Source organism: Stenotrophomonas sp. 364 (assembly GCF_009832905.1).
Classification (GTDB): Bacteria; Pseudomonadota; Gammaproteobacteria; order Xanthomonadales; family Xanthomonadaceae; genus Stenotrophomonas; species Stenotrophomonas maltophilia_AP.
The window spans coordinates 1,366,481-1,382,390 of the sequence record NZ_CP047135.1; the positions used below are offsets into that span (position 1 = coordinate 1,366,481).

20 protein-coding genes are annotated in these 15,910 nt (G+C 68.1%); 17 read left to right on the forward strand and 3 right to left on the reverse strand.

Features of this window, described 5'->3' with window-relative positions; translation table 11 throughout:
- From ftsB to truD, 4 genes are read left to right on the forward strand one after another with little or no spacing between them, the layout of a single operon-like run.
- On the forward strand, window positions 1-348 hold the full coding sequence (gene ftsB, locus GQ674_RS06345) for a cell division protein FtsB (RefSeq protein WP_128098116.1): 348 nt from the start codon (window positions 1-3) through the stop codon (window positions 346-348).
- A complete protein-coding gene (ispD, locus tag GQ674_RS06350) occupies window positions 345-1,043 on the forward strand; it encodes a 2-C-methyl-D-erythritol 4-phosphate cytidylyltransferase (protein ID WP_038689158.1) in 699 nt (232 codons plus the stop codon). The genes ftsB and ispD overlap by 4 nt, the downstream gene beginning before the upstream one ends.
- A gap of 35 nt (window positions 1,044-1,078) precedes the next feature.
- Entirely contained in the window at window positions 1,079-1,576 is a 498-nt protein-coding gene (gene ispF, locus GQ674_RS06355) for a 2-C-methyl-D-erythritol 2,4-cyclodiphosphate synthase (protein ID WP_159496397.1), read from the forward strand.
- Window positions 1,573-2,610 carry a tRNA pseudouridine(13) synthase TruD gene (gene truD, locus GQ674_RS06360; protein ID WP_159496398.1) on the forward strand — a complete coding sequence of 346 codons (1,038 nt, stop codon included), beginning with the start codon at window positions 1,573-1,575 and terminating at the stop codon, window positions 2,608-2,610. Before ispF ends, truD begins: the two co-directional genes overlap by 4 nt.
- Window positions 2,611-3,404: 794 nt before the next feature.
- Here the strand turns inward: truD and GQ674_RS06365 are convergent.
- Entirely contained in the window at window positions 3,405-3,944 is a 540-nt protein-coding gene (locus tag GQ674_RS06365; protein ID WP_128098114.1) for a Smr/MutS family protein, read from the reverse strand.
- Between the two features lie 187 nt (window positions 3,945-4,131).
- On the opposite strand from GQ674_RS06365, the gene surE reads away from it, so the two are divergent.
- The 4 genes from surE to GQ674_RS06385 are packed head-to-tail and all read left to right on the forward strand — an operon-like array spanning window position 4,132 to window position 7,001.
- A complete protein-coding gene (gene surE / locus GQ674_RS06370) occupies window positions 4,132-4,911 on the forward strand; it encodes a 5'/3'-nucleotidase SurE (protein WP_038689150.1) in 780 nt (259 codons plus the stop codon).
- Window positions 4,908-5,585 (forward strand): protein-L-isoaspartate(D-aspartate) O-methyltransferase, encoded by a 678-nt coding sequence (locus tag GQ674_RS06375; RefSeq protein ID WP_159496399.1) that lies wholly within the window; start codon window positions 4,908-4,910, stop codon window positions 5,583-5,585. The genes surE and GQ674_RS06375 overlap by 4 nt, the downstream gene beginning before the upstream one ends.
- A gap of 19 nt (window positions 5,586-5,604) precedes the next feature.
- Window positions 5,605-6,219: a DedA family protein gene (locus tag GQ674_RS06380; RefSeq protein WP_159496400.1), complete on the forward strand. Its 615-nt coding sequence runs from the start codon at window positions 5,605-5,607 to the stop codon at window positions 6,217-6,219.
- Window positions 6,216-7,001, forward strand: coding sequence for a peptidoglycan DD-metalloendopeptidase family protein (locus GQ674_RS06385; protein WP_128098112.1), 786 nt, complete (start codon window positions 6,216-6,218; stop codon window positions 6,999-7,001). Before GQ674_RS06380 ends, GQ674_RS06385 begins: the two co-directional genes overlap by 4 nt.
- Before the next feature lie 145 nt (window positions 7,002-7,146).
- On the opposite strand, the gene GQ674_RS06390 is transcribed toward GQ674_RS06385, so the two are convergent.
- Window positions 7,147-7,521, reverse strand: a complete 375-nt coding sequence (locus GQ674_RS06390; RefSeq protein WP_159496401.1) for an Mth938-like domain-containing protein — start codon at window positions 7,519-7,521, stop codon at window positions 7,147-7,149.
- A gap of 14 nt (window positions 7,522-7,535) precedes the next feature.
- Window positions 7,536-7,841, reverse strand: a complete 306-nt coding sequence (yhbY, locus tag GQ674_RS06395) for a ribosome assembly RNA-binding protein YhbY (RefSeq protein WP_128098110.1) — start codon at window positions 7,839-7,841, stop codon at window positions 7,536-7,538.
- 65 nt (window positions 7,842-7,906) lie between these two features.
- Here yhbY and rlmE point away from each other — a divergent pair, with 65 nt between their 5' ends.
- The 9 genes from rlmE to GQ674_RS06440 all read left to right on the forward strand — a co-directional run bounded on the left by rlmE (window position 7,907) and on the right by GQ674_RS06440 (window position 15,890).
- Entirely contained in the window at window positions 7,907-8,539 is a 633-nt protein-coding gene (rlmE, locus tag GQ674_RS06400) for a 23S rRNA (uridine(2552)-2'-O)-methyltransferase RlmE (protein WP_159496402.1), read from the forward strand.
- 53 nt (window positions 8,540-8,592) lie between these two features.
- Entirely contained in the window at window positions 8,593-10,539 is a 1,947-nt protein-coding gene (gene ftsH, locus GQ674_RS06405; protein WP_201290223.1) for an ATP-dependent zinc metalloprotease FtsH, read from the forward strand.
- Between the two features lie 99 nt (window positions 10,540-10,638).
- Window positions 10,639-10,827: a hypothetical protein gene (locus GQ674_RS06410; protein WP_128098108.1), complete on the forward strand. Its 189-nt coding sequence runs from the start codon at window positions 10,639-10,641 to the stop codon at window positions 10,825-10,827.
- A 34-nt stretch (window positions 10,828-10,861) separates the two neighbouring features.
- Entirely contained in the window at window positions 10,862-11,419 is a 558-nt protein-coding gene (locus GQ674_RS06415; protein ID WP_159496404.1) for a hypothetical protein, read from the forward strand.
- Window positions 11,420-11,476: 57 nt separating this feature from the next.
- Complete coding sequence (gene folP / locus GQ674_RS06420) at window positions 11,477-12,376, forward strand: dihydropteroate synthase (RefSeq protein WP_159496405.1); 900 nt, start codon at window positions 11,477-11,479, stop codon at window positions 12,374-12,376.
- Window positions 12,376-13,329 carry a tRNA (adenosine(37)-N6)-dimethylallyltransferase MiaA gene (gene miaA, locus GQ674_RS06425; protein WP_159496406.1) on the forward strand — a complete coding sequence of 318 codons (954 nt, stop codon included), beginning with the start codon at window positions 12,376-12,378 and terminating at the stop codon, window positions 13,327-13,329. The genes folP and miaA overlap by 1 nt, the downstream gene beginning before the upstream one ends.
- Window positions 13,330-13,435: 106 nt before the next feature.
- Entirely contained in the window at window positions 13,436-13,720 is a 285-nt protein-coding gene (gene hfq, locus GQ674_RS06430; protein WP_137190031.1) for an RNA chaperone Hfq, read from the forward strand.
- A 26-nt stretch (window positions 13,721-13,746) separates the two neighbouring features.
- Window positions 13,747-15,057 carry a ribosome rescue GTPase HflX gene (gene hflX, locus GQ674_RS06435; protein ID WP_159496407.1) on the forward strand — a complete coding sequence of 437 codons (1,311 nt, stop codon included), beginning with the start codon at window positions 13,747-13,749 and terminating at the stop codon, window positions 15,055-15,057.
- 338 nt (window positions 15,058-15,395) lie between these two features.
- Window positions 15,396-15,890, forward strand: a complete 495-nt coding sequence (locus GQ674_RS06440) for a CinA family protein (RefSeq protein ID WP_137189137.1) — start codon at window positions 15,396-15,398, stop codon at window positions 15,888-15,890.
- Window positions 15,891-15,910 lie beyond the last annotated feature (20 nt).

Here is a 15,910-nt window from a genome sequence, read left to right on the forward strand (position 1 = left end):
ATGCGCAACTGGCGCTGGATGTTGCTGCTGCTGGCGCTGTTGCTGGCGTGGCTGCAGTACCGTTTCTGGTTCGGCCCGGGCAATTCAGGTGAAGTGATGACCCTGGAAGCCCAGGTCGAAAACCAGAAGCGCGACAACGCCGGTCTGCAACAGCGCAACGACGCGCTGGCCGCCGAGGTCAAGGACCTCAAGGAAGGCCAGGCGGCCATCGAAGAACGGGCGCGCAGCGAGCTGGGCATGATCAAGCCGGGCGAGAAGTTCTACCGCGTGGTGGAAGATGCCCCGGTTGCGCCCGCGCGCGCGCCGGTGGCGATCGACCCCGACGCACCGCACCAGGACGTGCCCTGATGGGCACGGTCTGGGCCGTGGTGCCGGCGGCCGGCCGCGGCACCCGCTTCGGCGGGGAGACCCCCAAGCAGTACCTGGTCGCGGGCGACCGGGTGCTGCTGGCCCATACGCTGGAGGCTCTGCTGTCGCACCCGGTCGTGGCCGGGGTGATGGTGGTGGTCGCCGACGGCGACACCGACTGGCCGGGCTGGCAGTCGCTGGCCGACAAGCCGATCCTGACCTGCATCGGTGGCGCCACCCGCGCCGCCTCGGTGCTGGCCGGCCTGCAGGCCTTGCCCGACAGCGTGCGGGCCGATGATTTCGTGCTGGTGCATGACGCCGCACGGCCCAACCTGGCTGCCGCCGACCTTGGCCGGCTGCTGGAAGTGGGGCGCAATGATCCGGTCGGGGCGATCCTGGCCGCACCGGTGCGCGACACCCTCAAGCGTGCCGGCGACGACGGCGGCATCGACGCCACCGAGCCGCGTGCCCGCCTGTGGCGCGCGCTGACCCCGCAGCTGTTCCGCCGCCACCAGCTGGCACGGGCCCTGCAGGAGGCGGCCGACGCCGGCGTGGAGGTCACCGACGATGCCATGGCGATGGAGCGGCAGGGACTGCGCCCGTTGCTGGTGGAAGGCAGCGAGGACAACTTCAAGGTCACCACCCCGGCCGATCTGTCCCGATTCGAATTCGAGCTGGCGCGTCGCGGGTATTGAGCCCGCGCGCGTCGCCACAACTGCAGGTTTTTGCCATGAATACCGCACCCTTCCCGCCGGTCCGCATCGGACAGGGCTACGACGTCCACGCCTTCGGCGAGGGCGACCACGTGATGCTGGGCGGCATCCGCGTGCCGCACAGCTGCGGCGTGCTGGCCCACAGCGATGGCGATGTGATCCTGCATGCGCTGTGCGATGCGATGCTCGGCGCGCTGTCGCTGGGCGACATCGGCGTGCACTTCCCGCCGACGGACATGCGCTGGAAGGGGGCCGACAGCGCGCACCTGCTCGCGCACTGCAACAGCCTGCTGCGCGAACGCGGCTGGCAGGTCGGCAACACCGACATCACCGTGATCTGCGAGCGGCCCAAGGTGGGCCCGCACGCGGCCGCCATGCGCGAGCGCATCGCCAGCGTGCTCGGCGTGGCGCTGGACTGCGTGAGCGTGAAGGCCACCACCTCGGAGAAGCTGGGCTTCACCGGGCGCGGTGAAGGCATTGCCGCCCAGGCCGTCGTGCTGCTGGTGGCGCTGTGATCGCGCTGCCGCTGGCGTTCGGTGCGCCGCTGTTGACCGCGAAGATCCGCACCACGCCGGATGATTTCCAGGTGGACGAGCTGCCCGCGTTCGAGCCGAGCGGGGAGGGCGAGCACCTGCTGCTTACGATCCGCAAGCGCGGCGCCAACACCGTGCACGTGGCCAAAGTGCTCGCGCGCTGGGCCGGGCTGCCTGACATGGCGGTCAGCTACGCCGGCATGAAGGATCGCCATGCGGTCACCACCCAGCGTTTCAGCGTGCACCTGCCGAAGCGGGTCGCACCGGATCCGGCGCTGTTGGCCTCCGATGAGATCGAGGTGGTCCATTCCACCTGGCACAACCGCAAGCTGCAGCGCGGTGCGCTGGCCGGCAACCGCTTCAAGCTGGTGTTGCGCGACGTGCAGGGCGACGCAGCCGCGATCGACGAGCGGTTGTCATTGATCGCCGCGCGCGGCCTGCCGAACTGGTTCGGCGAGCAGCGCTTCGGTCGCGACGGCGGCAACGTGCCGGCCGCCCTGGCGATGTTCGGCGGGCGTCGGATGCGCCCGGACCAGCGCTCGCTGTTGCTCTCGGCCGCCCGCTCGGCGCTGTTCAACCAGGTGCTCGCCGAACGCGTGGCGCAGGGCAACTGGGACGCGCCGCTGGACGGTGAGGTGTGGATGCTGGACGGAAGCCGCAGCGTGTTCGGCCCCGAGCCGTTCACCGACCTGCTGGCCGACCGCCTGGCACGGTTCGACATCCACCCCAGCGGCCCGTTGTGGGGCGAGGGTGAACTGCGCAGCAGCGATGCGGCGGCGGCGCTGGAAATGGACGCGATCGGCGACGAGCAGTCGCTGGCATTGCGTGCTGGACTGGAAGGGGCCCGTCTGAAGCAGGAACGCCGCGCGCTGCGCCTGCGCCCGGCGATGCTGCAGCACCAGTGGCTGCAGCCGGACGTGCTGGAACTCAGCTTCGCGCTGCCGCCCGGCTGCTATGCCACGGCGGTGCTGCACGAGCTTGGGCCGGTGCAAGACGCCAGCCAACCCGACGCCTGAACCACGCGCCGGAACGGAACGCAGCCGACCAACGGTCCGCCAGATTCCCGCCCGGTAGAGCCGACCGTTGGTCGGCTTGGCGCGGTACGTGGCTTCCCGGCGCCGGAACGGAATGCAGCCGACCAACGGTCGGCTCTACGCGCCAGATCCACGCGCCGGACCGAAATGCAGCCGAACAACGGTCGGCCAGATCCACGTCCGGTAGAGCCGACCGTTGGTCGGCTTGGCCCGGTACGTGGTTTCCCGGCGCCGGAACGGAATGCAGCCGACCAACGGTCGGCTCTACGCGCCAGATCCACGCGCCGGACCGAAATGCAGCCGAACAACGGTCGGCCAGATCCACGTCCGGTAGAGCCGACCGTTGGTCGGCTTGGCGCGGTACGTGGTTTCCCGGCGCCGGAACGGAATGCAGCCGACCAACGGTCGGCTCTACGCGCCAGATCCACGCGCCGGACCGAAATGCAGCCGACCAACGGTCCGCCAGATCCACGTCCGGTAGAGCCGACCGTTGGTCGGCTTGGCGCGGTGCGTGGTTTCCCGGCGCCGGAACGGAATGCAGCCAACCAACGGTCGGCTCTACGCGCCAGATCCACGCGCCGGACCGAAATGCAGCCGACCAACGGTCCGCCAGATCCACGTCCGGTAGAGCCGACCGTTGGTTGGCTTGGCGCGGTACGTGGTTTCCCGGCGCCGGAACGGAATGCGGCCAACCAACGGTCGGCTCTACGCGCCAGATCCACGCGTCGGACCGAAATGCAGCCGACCAACGGTCGGCTCTACCGCTGTGGCGGGCGCTACCGGTTGCTCAACAGCACCAGCACTGCGCCTGTACCGCCTTGCCCGGCCGGTGCCGAATGGAAGGCCAGCACGTCGTTGCGCTGGCGCAGCAGGCGGTCGACCAGGTTCTTCAGCACCGGCGCGCCACCGTCGGACTGCAGGCCCTTGCCGTGGATGATGCGCACGCAGCCATGCTCGTGCGCATGCGCTTCCAGCAGGAACTGGCGCAACAGCGTTTCGGCCTGCGCCACCGTGGCGCCGTGCAGGTCCAGCTCGTCCTGCACTGAATACTGGCCGCGCTTGAGCCGCTGGAACATGCGGGCGGGCAGGGTGTCGCGGCGGTAGCTGGCGGTGTCGCCGGCTTCCAGCGGGCTGCTGTCGCGCAGCAGCCGCGCGAATTCGCCGCGGGCCTCCTGGTCATCGCGTTCGGCCATGCGTGCGCGCGGCTTCGGCTTGGGCGTGGGCGGCGGCGCAGCGGCGGGCTTGCGCAGCGGTTTGACCTCGCCGATGGCCGAACGGAACAGCGCGGCGGGGTCTTCGTCTTCAGGATGTGACATGCGTACAGCGTAATGCCAGCCGAGGGCAGCTGCCTACCGTTTCCGGGGTAGGACGATCTGCCCGCTTGCGGCACAATAGCTGACGCACTTGCGCGGTCGACCCGCCCCATCTGGGGACGCGCCGGCCCCGCCAACGCTGGAAAGTGATGGAATCGAAGTCTTGAAAAATCAAGCGGTTAAATCGCAGATGCGGATCCTGGTCAGCAACGACGACGGTGTCGACGCCCCCGGCATCAAAATGCTCGCGTCGGTATTGCGTGACGCCGGTCATGAAGTGACCGTGTTCGCCCCGGACCGCGACCGCTCCGGCGCCAGCAATTCGCTCACCCTGGACCTGCCGATCCGGCTCAAGCGCATCGACCACTACACCTGTTCCGTCGCGGGCACCCCCACCGACTGCGTGCACCTGGCGCTGACCGGCGTGCTCGAATACGAGCCGGACATCGTGGTGTCGGGCATCAACAATGCCGCCAACCTGGGCGATGACGTCATCTATTCCGGCACCGTCTCGGCCGCCATGGAAGGTCGTTTCCTTGGCCTGCCGGCGGTGGCCATGTCGCTGGTGACGCGCAACCACGAGCCGCGCAACTTCGAGACCGCCGCGCGCGCCGCGGTGGAGATCGTGACCCGCCTCAAGGCCGACCCGCTGCCCGCCGACACCATCCTCAACGTCAACGTACCGGACCTGCCGTGGAGCGAGATCCGCGGCTTCGAGGTCACCCGCCTGGGCAACCGGCACCGTGCCGAGGGCTGCATCGCCCAGCGCGATCCGCGCGGCAACGAGGTGTTCTGGATCGGCCCGGCCGGGCGCGAACAGGACTCCGGCCCCGGCACCGATTTCCACGCGGTGCGCAACGGCTTCATTTCGATCACTCCGATCCAGGTCGACCTCACCCGCTACCAGGCACTGGAGAAGGTGGCCAGCTGGGTGGGTGGGCTGACCGCCGCCCTGGACCAGCCAGCATGAGCCCGCGCCTGCGCCTGCAGCCCGAAGCGGTCGGCATCGGCATGACCTCCCAGCGCGTGCGCGACCGGCTGGTCGAGCGCCTGCGCGAAGCCGGCATCGCCGACGAAGACACGCTCAATGCCATCCGCGTGGTGCCCCGGCATCTGTTCATCGACGAAGCGCTGGCCTCGCGTGCCTACGAAGACACCGCGCTGCCGATCGGCCACGGCCAGACCATCTCCCAGCCGTGGGTGGTGGCGCGCATGACCGAGGCGGTGCTGCAGTGCGCACCGAAGACCGTGCTGGAAGTGGGCACCGGTTCGGGCTACCAGGCCGCGGTGCTCGGCGCGGTAGGGCTGGAGGTCTATACCGTGGAGCGCATCGGCGACCTGCTGCGGCAGGCGCGCAAGCGGTTCCGGGCGCTGGGCATGAACATCCGCACCAAGCACGACGATGGCCGCGCCGGCTGGGCCGAGCATGGTCCCTTCGATGCGATCGTGGTGACCGCCGCGGCACCGGCACTGGTCGATGCACTGGTTGAACAGCTGGCCGTGGGCGGCCGCCTGGTGGCCCCGGTGGGCGGTCCCGGCGCGCAGTCGCTGGTGCAGTTGACCCGTCGCGACGACGGCAGCATTGAACAGCAGGTACTGGCGCCGGTCACGTTCGTGCCGCTGCTGTCTGGCATGCTGGATTGATTCCCAGGAGCGTTACGTCATGAAGATCTTTGGTCCGCTGTACGAGCGGGCGATGAAGTGGGCCGCGCACGAGCGCGCCCCGACCTATCTCACCGTGCTCAGCTTCATCGAGGCCATCATCTTCCCGGTGATGCCCGAGGTGATGCTGGCGCCGATGTGCGTGGCCCAGCCCAAGCGCGGCTGGTGGTTCGCTACCCTGAGTCTGTCCGGCTCGATGGCCGGTGCACTGGTCGGCTATGCGCTGGGGCATTACGCCTTTGAAGTGCTCAAGCCGGTGTTCGCCGCGCTGGGCATGCTGGGCAGCATCGAGAGCGGCATCGCGGTGGTGCAGGCCAAGATGGCCGAGTCGCCCTGGGCGGTGTTCACCTTCCTGGTGCTGGGCGGCTTCATGCCAATCCCGATGAAGGTCTTCACATGGGCATCGGGTATCGTCGGCGTGCCGTTGCCGCAGTACTTCCTGAGCATGTTGATCGGCCGGGGCAAGCGCGTGTTCGTGCTGGCCGCGGTGATCCGTATTGGTGGACCGCGCGCGGAAGCTGCGCTGCGGCGTTGGATTGAACCGCTGGGCTGGATCGCGACCGTGCTGGTCGTGGCGCTGGTCGCCTGGCTTGTCTGGAGGTCGAAGTTAGCATGAGTGCTGATCGGTTGAACAAGGGAATGCGCGCCACGGCGCTGCTGCTGGCGGTGGCCACGCTGGGCGCGTGCGGCACCGCGACGGTGGTGAAGCCGGCCGGCGGCCGCGGCGGCAGCACGGTGCACACCACGCCGCAGGCGTCGGTGGCCAAGCCGGGCCAGACCGCGGTGATCCGCAAGGGCGACACGCTGTATGCGCTGGCGCGCATCCACAACATCACCCCGCGTGACCTGGCCGCCTGGAACGGGCTGTCCGAGCCGTACACGATCTACCCGGGGCAGACCCTCAAGCTGTATCCGGGCGGTGGCGCACCGGGTCGGGCACCGACCACCGTAGTGACCGCACCGCGTCCCGGTACGACCACCCCGGTGGCCACGCCGACGCCGTCGCCGACCACCGCCATCAAGAGCAACATCAGCTGGCGCTGGCCGGCCGATGGCGCGCTGGTGGGCAGGTTCGTGGGTGCCGACGTCACCAAGCAGGGCGTGGATATCGCCGGCAGCAGCGGCCAGCCGGTCCGCGCCACCGCACAGGGCGTGGTGGTGTACTCCGGTGCCGGTCTGGTCGGCTTCGGTGAGCTGATCATCATCAAGCACAGCGACCAGTGGCTGTCGGCCTATGGCCACAACCGCAAGCGCCTGGTCAACGAGGGCCAGAGCGTGAAGGCCGGTGAGCAGATCGCCGAGATGGGCCGTACCGGCACCACCCGCGACATGCTCCACTTCGAGATCCGCTACAACGGCAAGCCGGTCGACCCGCTGCTCTACCTGCCGCCGCGGTAATCAATGCAGCCGACCAACGGTCGGCTCTACCCCGCACAGCCCGTAACCGGGTGGTAAAGCGGCGCCATGCGTCGCTGTCGGGAGCCGGGCGCAGGCACAAAAAAGGCCGCTCGCGGCGGCCTTTTCTGAACGAAAATCGCCGGTTTCAGCCGGCCAGGATGAACGCCGCCGCCACCTTGCGGCCTTCGCCGGCCAGGATGTTGAAGGTGCGGGCAGCCGCCGGGTTGTTCATCACTTCCAGGCCGATCCCACGGGTCAGGCAGGCAGCCATCACGGCTGCCGGCGGAAACACCTGGGTATCGCCGGTGCCAAGCACCACCAGCGCCGGGTTCAGCGCCAGCACCGGCTGCAGGTGCTCCGGGGTCAGTGCGCTGATGTCGGCCACCGGCCACGCCTCGATCAGCGTGTCCGGGGTCAGCACGAAGCTGCTGGCCAGGGTGCGGTCATTCACCTTTGCGGTGCGGCCATCGGCGGCGCGCAGGGCGTAGGCGTAGTCGGGCAGTTCGTGGCTCAGTTGCATCGTGGGGTCCGGGATCAGCCGCGCGGCAGCACGATCTGGCGCATTTCCTTGCTCGGGCGGTACAGCACGGCCACGTGGCCGATGCGCTGCACGAGCGCGCTGCCGGAGGCGGTGGTCAGTTCGGCGATCATGGCGTCACGGGCGTCGCGGTCCTCGGCGGCCACCTTCACCTTGATCAGTTCATGGCGTTCCAGAACTTCCTCCAGTTCGGCCAGGAAGGCCGGCGTGACCCCCTTGCCGCCGATCTGCAGCAGGGCTTTCAGATCATGGGCATGGCCGCGGAGGAAGCGGGTCTGGGCAGAGGTCAGGGCAATAGACATTCAGGAACAAGCGGTTATCTGGGGCGATCAGGGTATCATGACCACCCGTTCCGGCCCTATTACCAATGGTATCGCGCAGCAAGAGCAGTCAACGCTGGTTGAAAGAACACTTTTCCGACCCCTTCGTGAAGAAGGCCCAGGCAGAGGGCATGCGCTCGCGCGCGGCTTACAAGCTGGAGGAGCTGCTTGAGCGTGACCGGCTGCTGAAGCCGCACATGGTGGTGGTCGACCTTGGCGCGGCCCCGGGCGGCTGGTCCCAGCAGGTGCGCCGGCAGATCGGCGACACCGGGCGGGTCCTGGCCCTGGACATCCTGGAGATGCCACCGCTGGCCGGGGTGGAGTTCCTTCACGGAGACTTCAGGGAGCAAGCGGTCCTATCGGAGTTCGAAGCGATGCTGGGGAATCAGCCGGTGGACCTTGTTCTGTCGGATATGGCCCCCAATAAAAGTGGCATGGACGCGGTCGACCAGCCGCGGATGATGCACCTGGCGGAGTTGGCGATGGAATTTGCCGACAACCATCTCAAGCCGGGTGGCGCGTTCCTGATCAAGCTGTTCCAGGGCGTGGGCTTTGACGACTACGTGCGCGAGATGCGCCGCCGGTACGACAAGGTCGCCATCCGCAAGCCGGAAGCGTCCCGCAAGCGCTCTCCCGAGGTGTATGCCTTGGGGCAGGGCAAACGCACGCAGATCAAGTAAGCTCAACCATACGAATCGCGTCAGGAATTAGAGGAACACCGGAGCCAATGAGGATGAACGACTTGACCAAGAACCTCCTGCTATGGGTGGTCGTCGCCGTGGTGCTGATGGTGGTCTTCCAGAGCTTCTCGCCCAAGAGCAGCGGCGCGGGAGCCCAGGGCGCGACCTATTCGCAGTTCCTGGACCAGGTGGACAGCGGCAACGTACAGAAGGTCACCTTTGCCGGTGACGTGCGCGGCGGCACCAGCCAGCTGTCCTACACCACCCGTGGCGGCCAGTCGGCCACCATCACCGCGCCCTACGATCGTGACCTGATCAACGTGCTGCGCGGCAAGAACGTGGAAATCGTCCAGGAAGAGCCGTCCAGCGGTATCTCGCTGGGCGCCATTCTGATGAACTTCCTCCCGGTGATCCTGATCATCGGCTTCTGGTTGTTCATCATGCGCCAGATGCAGGGCGGCGGTGGCGGCTCCAAGGGCGCCATGTCCTTCGGCAAGTCGCGCGCCAAGCTGCAGGGCGAAGACCAGATCAAGGTCACCTTCGCCGACGTTGCCGGCTGCGACGAAGCCAAGGAAGAGGTCGGCGAGCTGGTCGACTTCCTGCGCGACCCGACCAAGTTCACCAAGCTGGGCGGCAAGATCCCGCGCGGCGTGCTGATGGTCGGTCCGCCCGGCACCGGCAAGACCCTGCTGGCCCGCGCCATTGCCGGCGAGGCCAAGGTCCCGTTCTTCTCGATCTCCGGCTCGGACTTCGTGGAAATGTTCGTCGGCGTCGGCGCCAGCCGCGTCCGCGACATGTTCGAGCAGGCCAAGAAGCAGGCGCCGTGCATCATCTTCATCGACGAAATCGACGCCGTCGGCCGCCACCGTGGTGCCGGCCTGGGCGGCGGTCATGACGAACGCGAGCAGACCCTGAACCAGCTGCTGGTCGAAATGGACGGCTTCGAGGGAGGCGAGGGCGTGATCGTCATCGCCGCCACCAACCGTCCCGACGTGCTGGATCCGGCGCTGTTGCGCCCGGGCCGTTTCGACCGCCAGGTCGTGGTGGGCCTGGCCGACGTGCGCGGCCGCGAGCAGATCCTGAAGGTGCACATGCGCAAGCTGCCGCTGGCCGACGACGTCGAGCCGATGGTGATCGCGCGCGGTACCCCGGGCTTCTCCGGCGCGGACCTGGCCAACCTCTGCAACGAGGCGGCGCTGTTCGCCGCGCGTGGTGGCGAGAAGGAAGTCCGCATGGACCACTTCGACCGTGCCCGCGACAAGATCCTGATGGGTGCCGAACGCCGTTCGATGGCGATGAGCGAAGAAGAAAAGACGCTCACCGCCTACCACGAAGCCGGCCACGCCATCGTCGGCCGCCTGGTGCCCGAGCATGATCCGGTCTACAAGGTCACCATCATCCCGCGCGGTCGCGCGCTGGGCGTGACCATGTACCTGCCGGAAGGCGACAAGTACTCGATGAACCGCGTGGCGATCGAATCGCAGCTGTGCTCGCTGTACGGTGGTCGTGTGGCCGAAGAGCTGATCTTCGGCACCGACAAGGTCACCACCGGTGCGTCCAACGACATCGAGCGCGCCACCAAGATGGCCCGCAACATGGTCACCAAGTGGGGCCTGTCCGATGAGCTGGGTCCGATCGCCTACGGCGAGGAAGACGATGAAGTGTTCCTGGGCCGTTCGGTCACCCAGCACAAGAGCGTCTCCGACGATACCGCGCGCCGCATCGACGAAGTGGTGCGCAGCATCCTGGACAAGGCCTACGCCCGCACCACCGAGCTGCTGACCGCCAACCTGGACAAGCTGCACACCATGTCGCAGCTGCTGCTGCAGTACGAGACCATCGATGTGCCGCAGATCGATGCGGTCATGGAAGGTCGCGATCCGCCGCCGCCGATGGGCTGGGAAAAGTCCAACAAGGACGGCGGCAACGGCAACAACAACGACAAGGGCGGCGACGCCCGTCCGGTGCCGCCGATTGCCGGTCCTGCCGAGCAGCTGTAAGCGGGCAGTGAAGTGAATGACGAAGGCCGGGGCAACCCGGCCTTCGTCGTTTCCGCGCCATAATGGACACCTCGTTTCGTCGTCCGTTCCGGAGTTGCCATGTCCATCCCGCCCCCGACCCCGGTGTCGCACACTGCCGAAATGGTGATCGCCACGGTGGTGGGCGTGGGCATCGGCCTGTTCCGTGACAACTTCCTGCTGGGCGCCGGCATCGGCATTGCGGTGGGCATCCTGCTGAGCATTGCCAAGACGCTGTACGTGGATCGCAAGCGCCGCCAGCAACGCTGAGCGAGGCTTGCGCTGCGGTCAGGGTGGCGGCAGGATGACGCTGCCGCGCGGCACACTCGGTGATCGCGCGCCTACATTCCAGGGGGAATCCATGCGTCATTCGTTGCGCGCCGCTGTTGCGGCGCTGTCGTGCTGTGCCACGCCGGTACTGGCTGCCGAGATCCACGTGCAGGACCCGGTGCCCTATGCGGCGTCTTCCTACATTGCCGAGAACATCAAGACCGAATGCCGCATCGGCGCGCAGCTGGCAAGCGCGTTGGGCAAGGATGCCCCCAGGCATGGCAATACCATCGTCTTCGACACCGCGCTGCCCACCGACCACGGTCGGGTACTGCAGCTGGAGCTGGTCGAGGCGCAGAGCGCCGGCAATGCGTTCTCCGGCCACTTCAAGTCGGCCACCGCGCGGGGTGTGTTGTTCCAGGAGGGGAAGCAGATCGCCTCGGTCACGGCGCGGCGCACGTCGCGTGGCGGAGCGTTCGCCGGCTTCAAGGGCTCTTGCGACGTGCTGGAGCGCACCGTGAATGCGATCGGCAGCGATCTGGCGCAATGGCTGGCCAATCCAGTGGACGGCGCCAAGCTCGGCGATCTCTGACGGTCGCAGCGGTACGCCGGCGTAAACTACGCGCTGGCGTATTCCGTGGACCTGCCCATGTTCGACATTTCCCCCCAGCTCGATTGCGGCGGCCGCGTGCTGCGGCTGGATCGCCCGCGCGTGATGGGTATCGTCAACGTCACCCCGGACTCGTTCTCCGACGGCGGCGCGCACGACACCGTGGAGGCCGCGGTCGCGCATGGCCTGCAGCTGGTCGCCGAGGGCGCTGACCTGCTGGACATCGGCGGCGAGTCCACCCGTCCCGGCAGCGCGCCGGTGCCGGAGGACGAAGAGCTGCGCCGGGTGATTCCGGTCATTCAGCGGCTGGCGGCGGAAACCACGGTGCCGATCAGCATCGACACCTTCAAGCCGGCCGTGATGCGTGCTGCCGTGGCGGCCGGCGCCGGCATGATCAACGACATCCATGCGTTGCGTCAGCCCGGTGCGCTCGAGGCAGCCGCCGACCTCGGCGTGCCCGTGGTGCTGATGCACATGCAGGGCGAGCCGGGCAGCATGCAGGACACCCCGCATTACCACGACGTAGTGGCCGAGGTGCATCGTTTCCTGACCGAGCGCATGTTCCAGGCGGAGATGGCCGGCGTGGCCAAAAAGCACCTGGTCATCGACCTGGGCTTCGGCTTCGGCAAGACCACCGAACACAACATGACCTTGCTGGCGCGCTCGGCGCGCTTTCTTGACCTCGGCGTGCCGATGCTGGCGGGCCTGTCGCGCAAGCGCAGCATCGGCGAGCTGACCGGCCGCGAGCAGCCGCGCGACCGCGTCGCCGGCTCGGTCGCCGCGCACCTGATCGCCGCCCAGCGCGGCGCGATGCTGCTGCGCGTGCACGACGTGGCCGCCACGGTCGACGCCCTCAAGGTGTGGGCGGCGGTGGATGCGGTGCCGATGCCGCGCGTGGACGCAGCGCCGACGATGCCGCGCTGGCCGGACGACGTCTGATGGCCGTGGACCAGCGCCCGCTGGCGATCGCGGTGATGGGCCCGACCGCGTCGGGCAAGACCGCCACCGCGATCGCGCTGGCGCAGCAGCTGGGCGGGGAGATCGTCAGCGTCGATTCGGCGCTGGTCTACCGCGGCCTGGAGATCGGCTCGGCCAAGCCGGATGCGGTCGAACGCGCGCAGGCACCGCACCACCTGCTGGACCTTCGCGATCCGTGGCAGACCTATTCAGCCGCCGAGTTCGCCGCCGATGCCGCGCGCGCGGTCGCCGACATCGTGGCCCGTGGCCGCATGCCGATCCTGGCCGGCGGCACCGGGCTGTATTTCCGTGCGCTGCTGCAGGGGCTGTCGCCGATGCCGCCGGCCGATCCCGACACCCGTGCGCGGATTGCCGAACAGGCGGCCGCCGAGGGCTGGGTGGCGCTGCACGCCGAACTGGCCGGCATCGACCCGGTGGCCGCAGCACGCATTCATGCGACCGACCCGCAGCGCATCCAGCGTGCGCTGGAGGTGTACCGGCTGAGCGGCACCCCGATCAGCGAATGGCAGAAACTGCCCGGCGTGGATCGCCTGCCGGTGCGCACCCTCAAGCTGGTGCTGGCCCCGCGCGAGCGCAGCGTGCTGCACCAGCGCATCGAGACCCGTTTCGACGCCATGCTGGCCCACGGCTTCCTGGACGAGGTCCGCGCCCTGCGCGCGCTGCCGGACATGGCGCGGGTGGCGGCACCGCTGGACCTTCCGGCCATCCGCGCGGTCGGCTACCGCCAGGCGTGGGAGTTTCTGGACGGGCAGGGCAGTGCCAGCCAGTTCCGCGAGCGGGGCATCCAGGCCACCCGCCAACTGGCCAAGCGCCAGCTGACCTGGCTGCGGGGCGAGCTTGATGTGCGCTGGTTCGACCCCCATCTGGATAAGGCTTCCCTGGCGGACGCGGTGTCGACCTTCGTCGCACGCTGACTCCACGCCTTCTCCCCTCCGGCCCGTGTACCATCAAGGATTCCGGTGGGCGGCGGGGGCCGTGGAACTGCCGGAAGACCATAAAAACAATAATCAGGAGTTGGCAATGTCCAAGGGGCAATCGCTGCAGGATCCGTTTCTCAATGCACTTCGGCGCGAGCGCGTGCCGGTTTCGGTGTATCTGGTCAATGGCATCAAGCTTCAGGGGACGATTGAATCGTTCGACCAGTTCGTGGTGCTGCTGCGTAATACGGTGAGCCAGATGGTGTACAAGCACGCCATTTCGACCGTGGTGCCGGCGCGCAACGTGCGGGTCGGTCCGGGCGGCGGCTATGTACAGTCCAATGAAGGTGGCGCCGAAGGCGTCCAAGGTGAAGACGACGTTGAGTAATACGTTCGGTATTTCCGGAGAATTGCGTGTTTGACCGTTCCAAGCGAGGCGAACACGCACTCCTGATCCAGCCGCATTCCGGCCGGCTCGAAGAGGATGTGCTTGAAGAGTTCACCGATCTGGCCCGCTCCGCCGGGGCCAGCATCGCCGCGACGCTGACCGCGCGCATCGATCGGCCCAACCCGTCGATCCTGATCGGCACCGGCAAGCTGGACGAGGTGAAAGCCGCGGCCGACGCCACCGGTGCCGACCTGATACTGGTCAACCATTCGCTGTCGCCGGTGCAGGAGCGCAACCTGGAACGGTTCCTGGAGCGCCGGGTGATCGACCGTGCCGGCCTGATCCTGGACATCTTCGCCCAGCGTGCGCACAGCCACGAAGGCAAGCTGCAGGTCGAGCTGGCGCAGCTGCGCCACATGGCCACGCGGCTGGTCCGCGGCTGGACCCATCTGGAGCGTCAGCGCGGCGGTGCCATCGGCCTGCGTGGCCCGGGTGAAACCCAGCTGGAAACCGATCGCCGGCTGCTGCAGAAGCGGGTCGAGCAGCTGCAGAAGAAGCTGGAAAAAGTGGAAGTGCAGCGCACCCAGATGCGCCGCGCACGCGTGCGCAGCGAGTTGCCGCGCGTGGCCCTGGTGGGCTACACCAACGCCGGCAAGTCGACGCTGTTCAACGCGCTGACCGGTGCCGAGGCGTATGCCGCCGACAAGTTGTTTGCCACCCTGGACCCGACCGTGCGCCGCATCATCGTGCCCGGCGGCAGCGTCGTGCTGGCCGACACCGTCGGGTTCGTGCGCGATCTGCCGCATGAGCTGGTGGCCGCGTTCCGCTCGACCCTGAGCGAAGCGCGCGAGGCCGATTTCCTGCTGCACATCGTTGATGCGGCCGATCCGCACCGCGAAGAGCGCATCGCCCAGGTCGACGAAGTACTGGCCGAGGTCGGTGCCGGTGATCTGCCGCAGCTGCTGGTCTTCAACAAGATCGACCGCATCGATGGTGCCGAAGTGCGTCACGACGCGCAGGACGGCATCCCCGATGAGGCGCGCCGCGAGCGCGTATGGATTTCCGCACGCGACGGGCTTGGCCTGCCGCTGCTGCAGTCCGTACTGGGCAAGCGGTTGGGCCTGCAGCATGTCACCGGCGAACTTCGCCTGCCACCCAGTGCCGGCCGGCTGCGCTCGCGCCTGCACCAGCTGGAAGTGGTGCGCAGCGAACAGGCCGACGAAGACGGCTGGTTGCTCGATGTCGACCTGCCCATCGCCGAAGCCGAGAAACTGGCGGCGGGCGAGGGCGGCGAACCGATCCGCGCCCTGCTCCCGGAAAAACTGCCGGAGTGGTAACCCCGGCCGACGCCCACGCCCCGTAGAGCCGGGCTCTGCCCGGCTGCCAGCACACCCGTAGAGCCGGGCTCTGCCCGGCTGCCAGCGCACCCGTAGAGCCGGGCTCTGCCCGGCTGTTCGCGATCCGGCGCGCCGGGCTCTGCCCGGCTGTTTGGCACCTTCAAGCCGGGCAGAGCCCGGCTCTACGTGCGTCAGGGCATCAGCCGGGCAGAGCCCGGCTCTACGTGCATCCGCCGACCACCGGCACCGGTCGCGACACTACGTCGCACGCCCCGCACACGACACCGCCGTCGATTTCGGCTAAAACGGGGCAGTCGCTCCCCTGTTCCAGGATCCCCATGCACGTCCCCACCGATGCCGAACTCGGCGTCCTCGCCCGTGATGTCGGCCAGCGCCTGCAGCAGGCCGCCCTGCAACTGGTCAGCGCCGAAAGCTGCAGCGGCGGCTGGATCGCCAAGGCGATGACCGACGTGGCCGGCTCGTCGGCCTTCTTCGATTGCGGCATGGTGGTCTACAGCTACGAGGCCAAGCAGCGCCTGCTCGGCGTGCGCGCGCACACGCTGGAACAGTTCGGTGCGGTCAGCCGCGAAACCGTGCTGGAAATGGTGTCCGGCGCGTTGATCAATTCCGGCGCCGGCATGGCCGTGGCCGTGACCGGCATCGCCGGTCCGGGCGGTGGCAGCCCGGATAAACCGGTCGGCAGCGTCTGGATCGGCTGGAAGCAGCGCGGCGGTTACGCCCGGGCGCAGCTGTTCCAGTTCGATGGCGACCGCGATGCCATCCGCCGCCAGACCGTGCAGCAGGCACTGACGGGAATTTTCGCCCCGGTGTGACATCCTGAGCGCGTGCGTCG

What these genes read in the sequence shown, in the direction of transcription:
- GQ674_RS06440 (WP_137189137.1), top strand. Translation starts at nt 15,396, where the DNA reads ATGCACGTCCCCACCGATGCCGAACTCGGCGTCCTCGCCCGTGATGTC.
- GQ674_RS06375 (WP_159496399.1), top strand. Translation starts at nt 4,908, where the DNA reads ATGAGCCCGCGCCTGCGCCTGCAGCCCGAAGCGGTCGGCATCGGCATG.
- GQ674_RS06390 (WP_159496401.1), bottom strand. Translation starts at nt 7,521, where the DNA reads ATGCAACTGAGCCACGAACTGCCCGACTACGCCTACGCCCTGCGCGCC.
- GQ674_RS06365 (WP_128098114.1), bottom strand. Translation starts at nt 3,944, where the DNA reads ATGTCACATCCTGAAGACGAAGACCCCGCCGCGCTGTTCCGTTCGGCC.
- yhbY (WP_128098110.1), bottom strand. Translation starts at nt 7,841, where the DNA reads ATGTCTATTGCCCTGACCTCTGCCCAGACCCGCTTCCTCCGCGGCCAT.
- ftsH (WP_201290223.1), top strand. Translation starts at nt 8,593, where the DNA reads ATGAACGACTTGACCAAGAACCTCCTGCTATGGGTGGTCGTCGCCGTG.
- ispF (WP_159496397.1), top strand. Translation starts at nt 1,079, where the DNA reads ATGAATACCGCACCCTTCCCGCCGGTCCGCATCGGACAGGGCTACGAC.
- GQ674_RS06415 (WP_159496404.1), top strand. Translation starts at nt 10,862, where the DNA reads ATGACGCTGCCGCGCGGCACACTCGGTGATCGCGCGCCTACATTCCAG.
- rlmE (WP_159496402.1), top strand. Translation starts at nt 7,907, where the DNA reads ATGGTATCGCGCAGCAAGAGCAGTCAACGCTGGTTGAAAGAACACTTT.
- hfq (WP_137190031.1), top strand. Translation starts at nt 13,436, where the DNA reads ATGTCCAAGGGGCAATCGCTGCAGGATCCGTTTCTCAATGCACTTCGG.
- ftsB (WP_128098116.1), top strand. Translation starts at nt 1, where the DNA reads ATGCGCAACTGGCGCTGGATGTTGCTGCTGCTGGCGCTGTTGCTGGCG.
- miaA (WP_159496406.1), top strand. Translation starts at nt 12,376, where the DNA reads ATGGCCGTGGACCAGCGCCCGCTGGCGATCGCGGTGATGGGCCCGACC.
- surE (WP_038689150.1), top strand. Translation starts at nt 4,132, where the DNA reads ATGCGGATCCTGGTCAGCAACGACGACGGTGTCGACGCCCCCGGCATC.
- folP (WP_159496405.1), top strand. Translation starts at nt 11,477, where the DNA reads ATGTTCGACATTTCCCCCCAGCTCGATTGCGGCGGCCGCGTGCTGCGG.
- GQ674_RS06380 (WP_159496400.1), top strand. Translation starts at nt 5,605, where the DNA reads ATGAAGATCTTTGGTCCGCTGTACGAGCGGGCGATGAAGTGGGCCGCG.
- GQ674_RS06410 (WP_128098108.1), top strand. Translation starts at nt 10,639, where the DNA reads ATGTCCATCCCGCCCCCGACCCCGGTGTCGCACACTGCCGAAATGGTG.
- GQ674_RS06385 (WP_128098112.1), top strand. Translation starts at nt 6,216, where the DNA reads ATGAGTGCTGATCGGTTGAACAAGGGAATGCGCGCCACGGCGCTGCTG.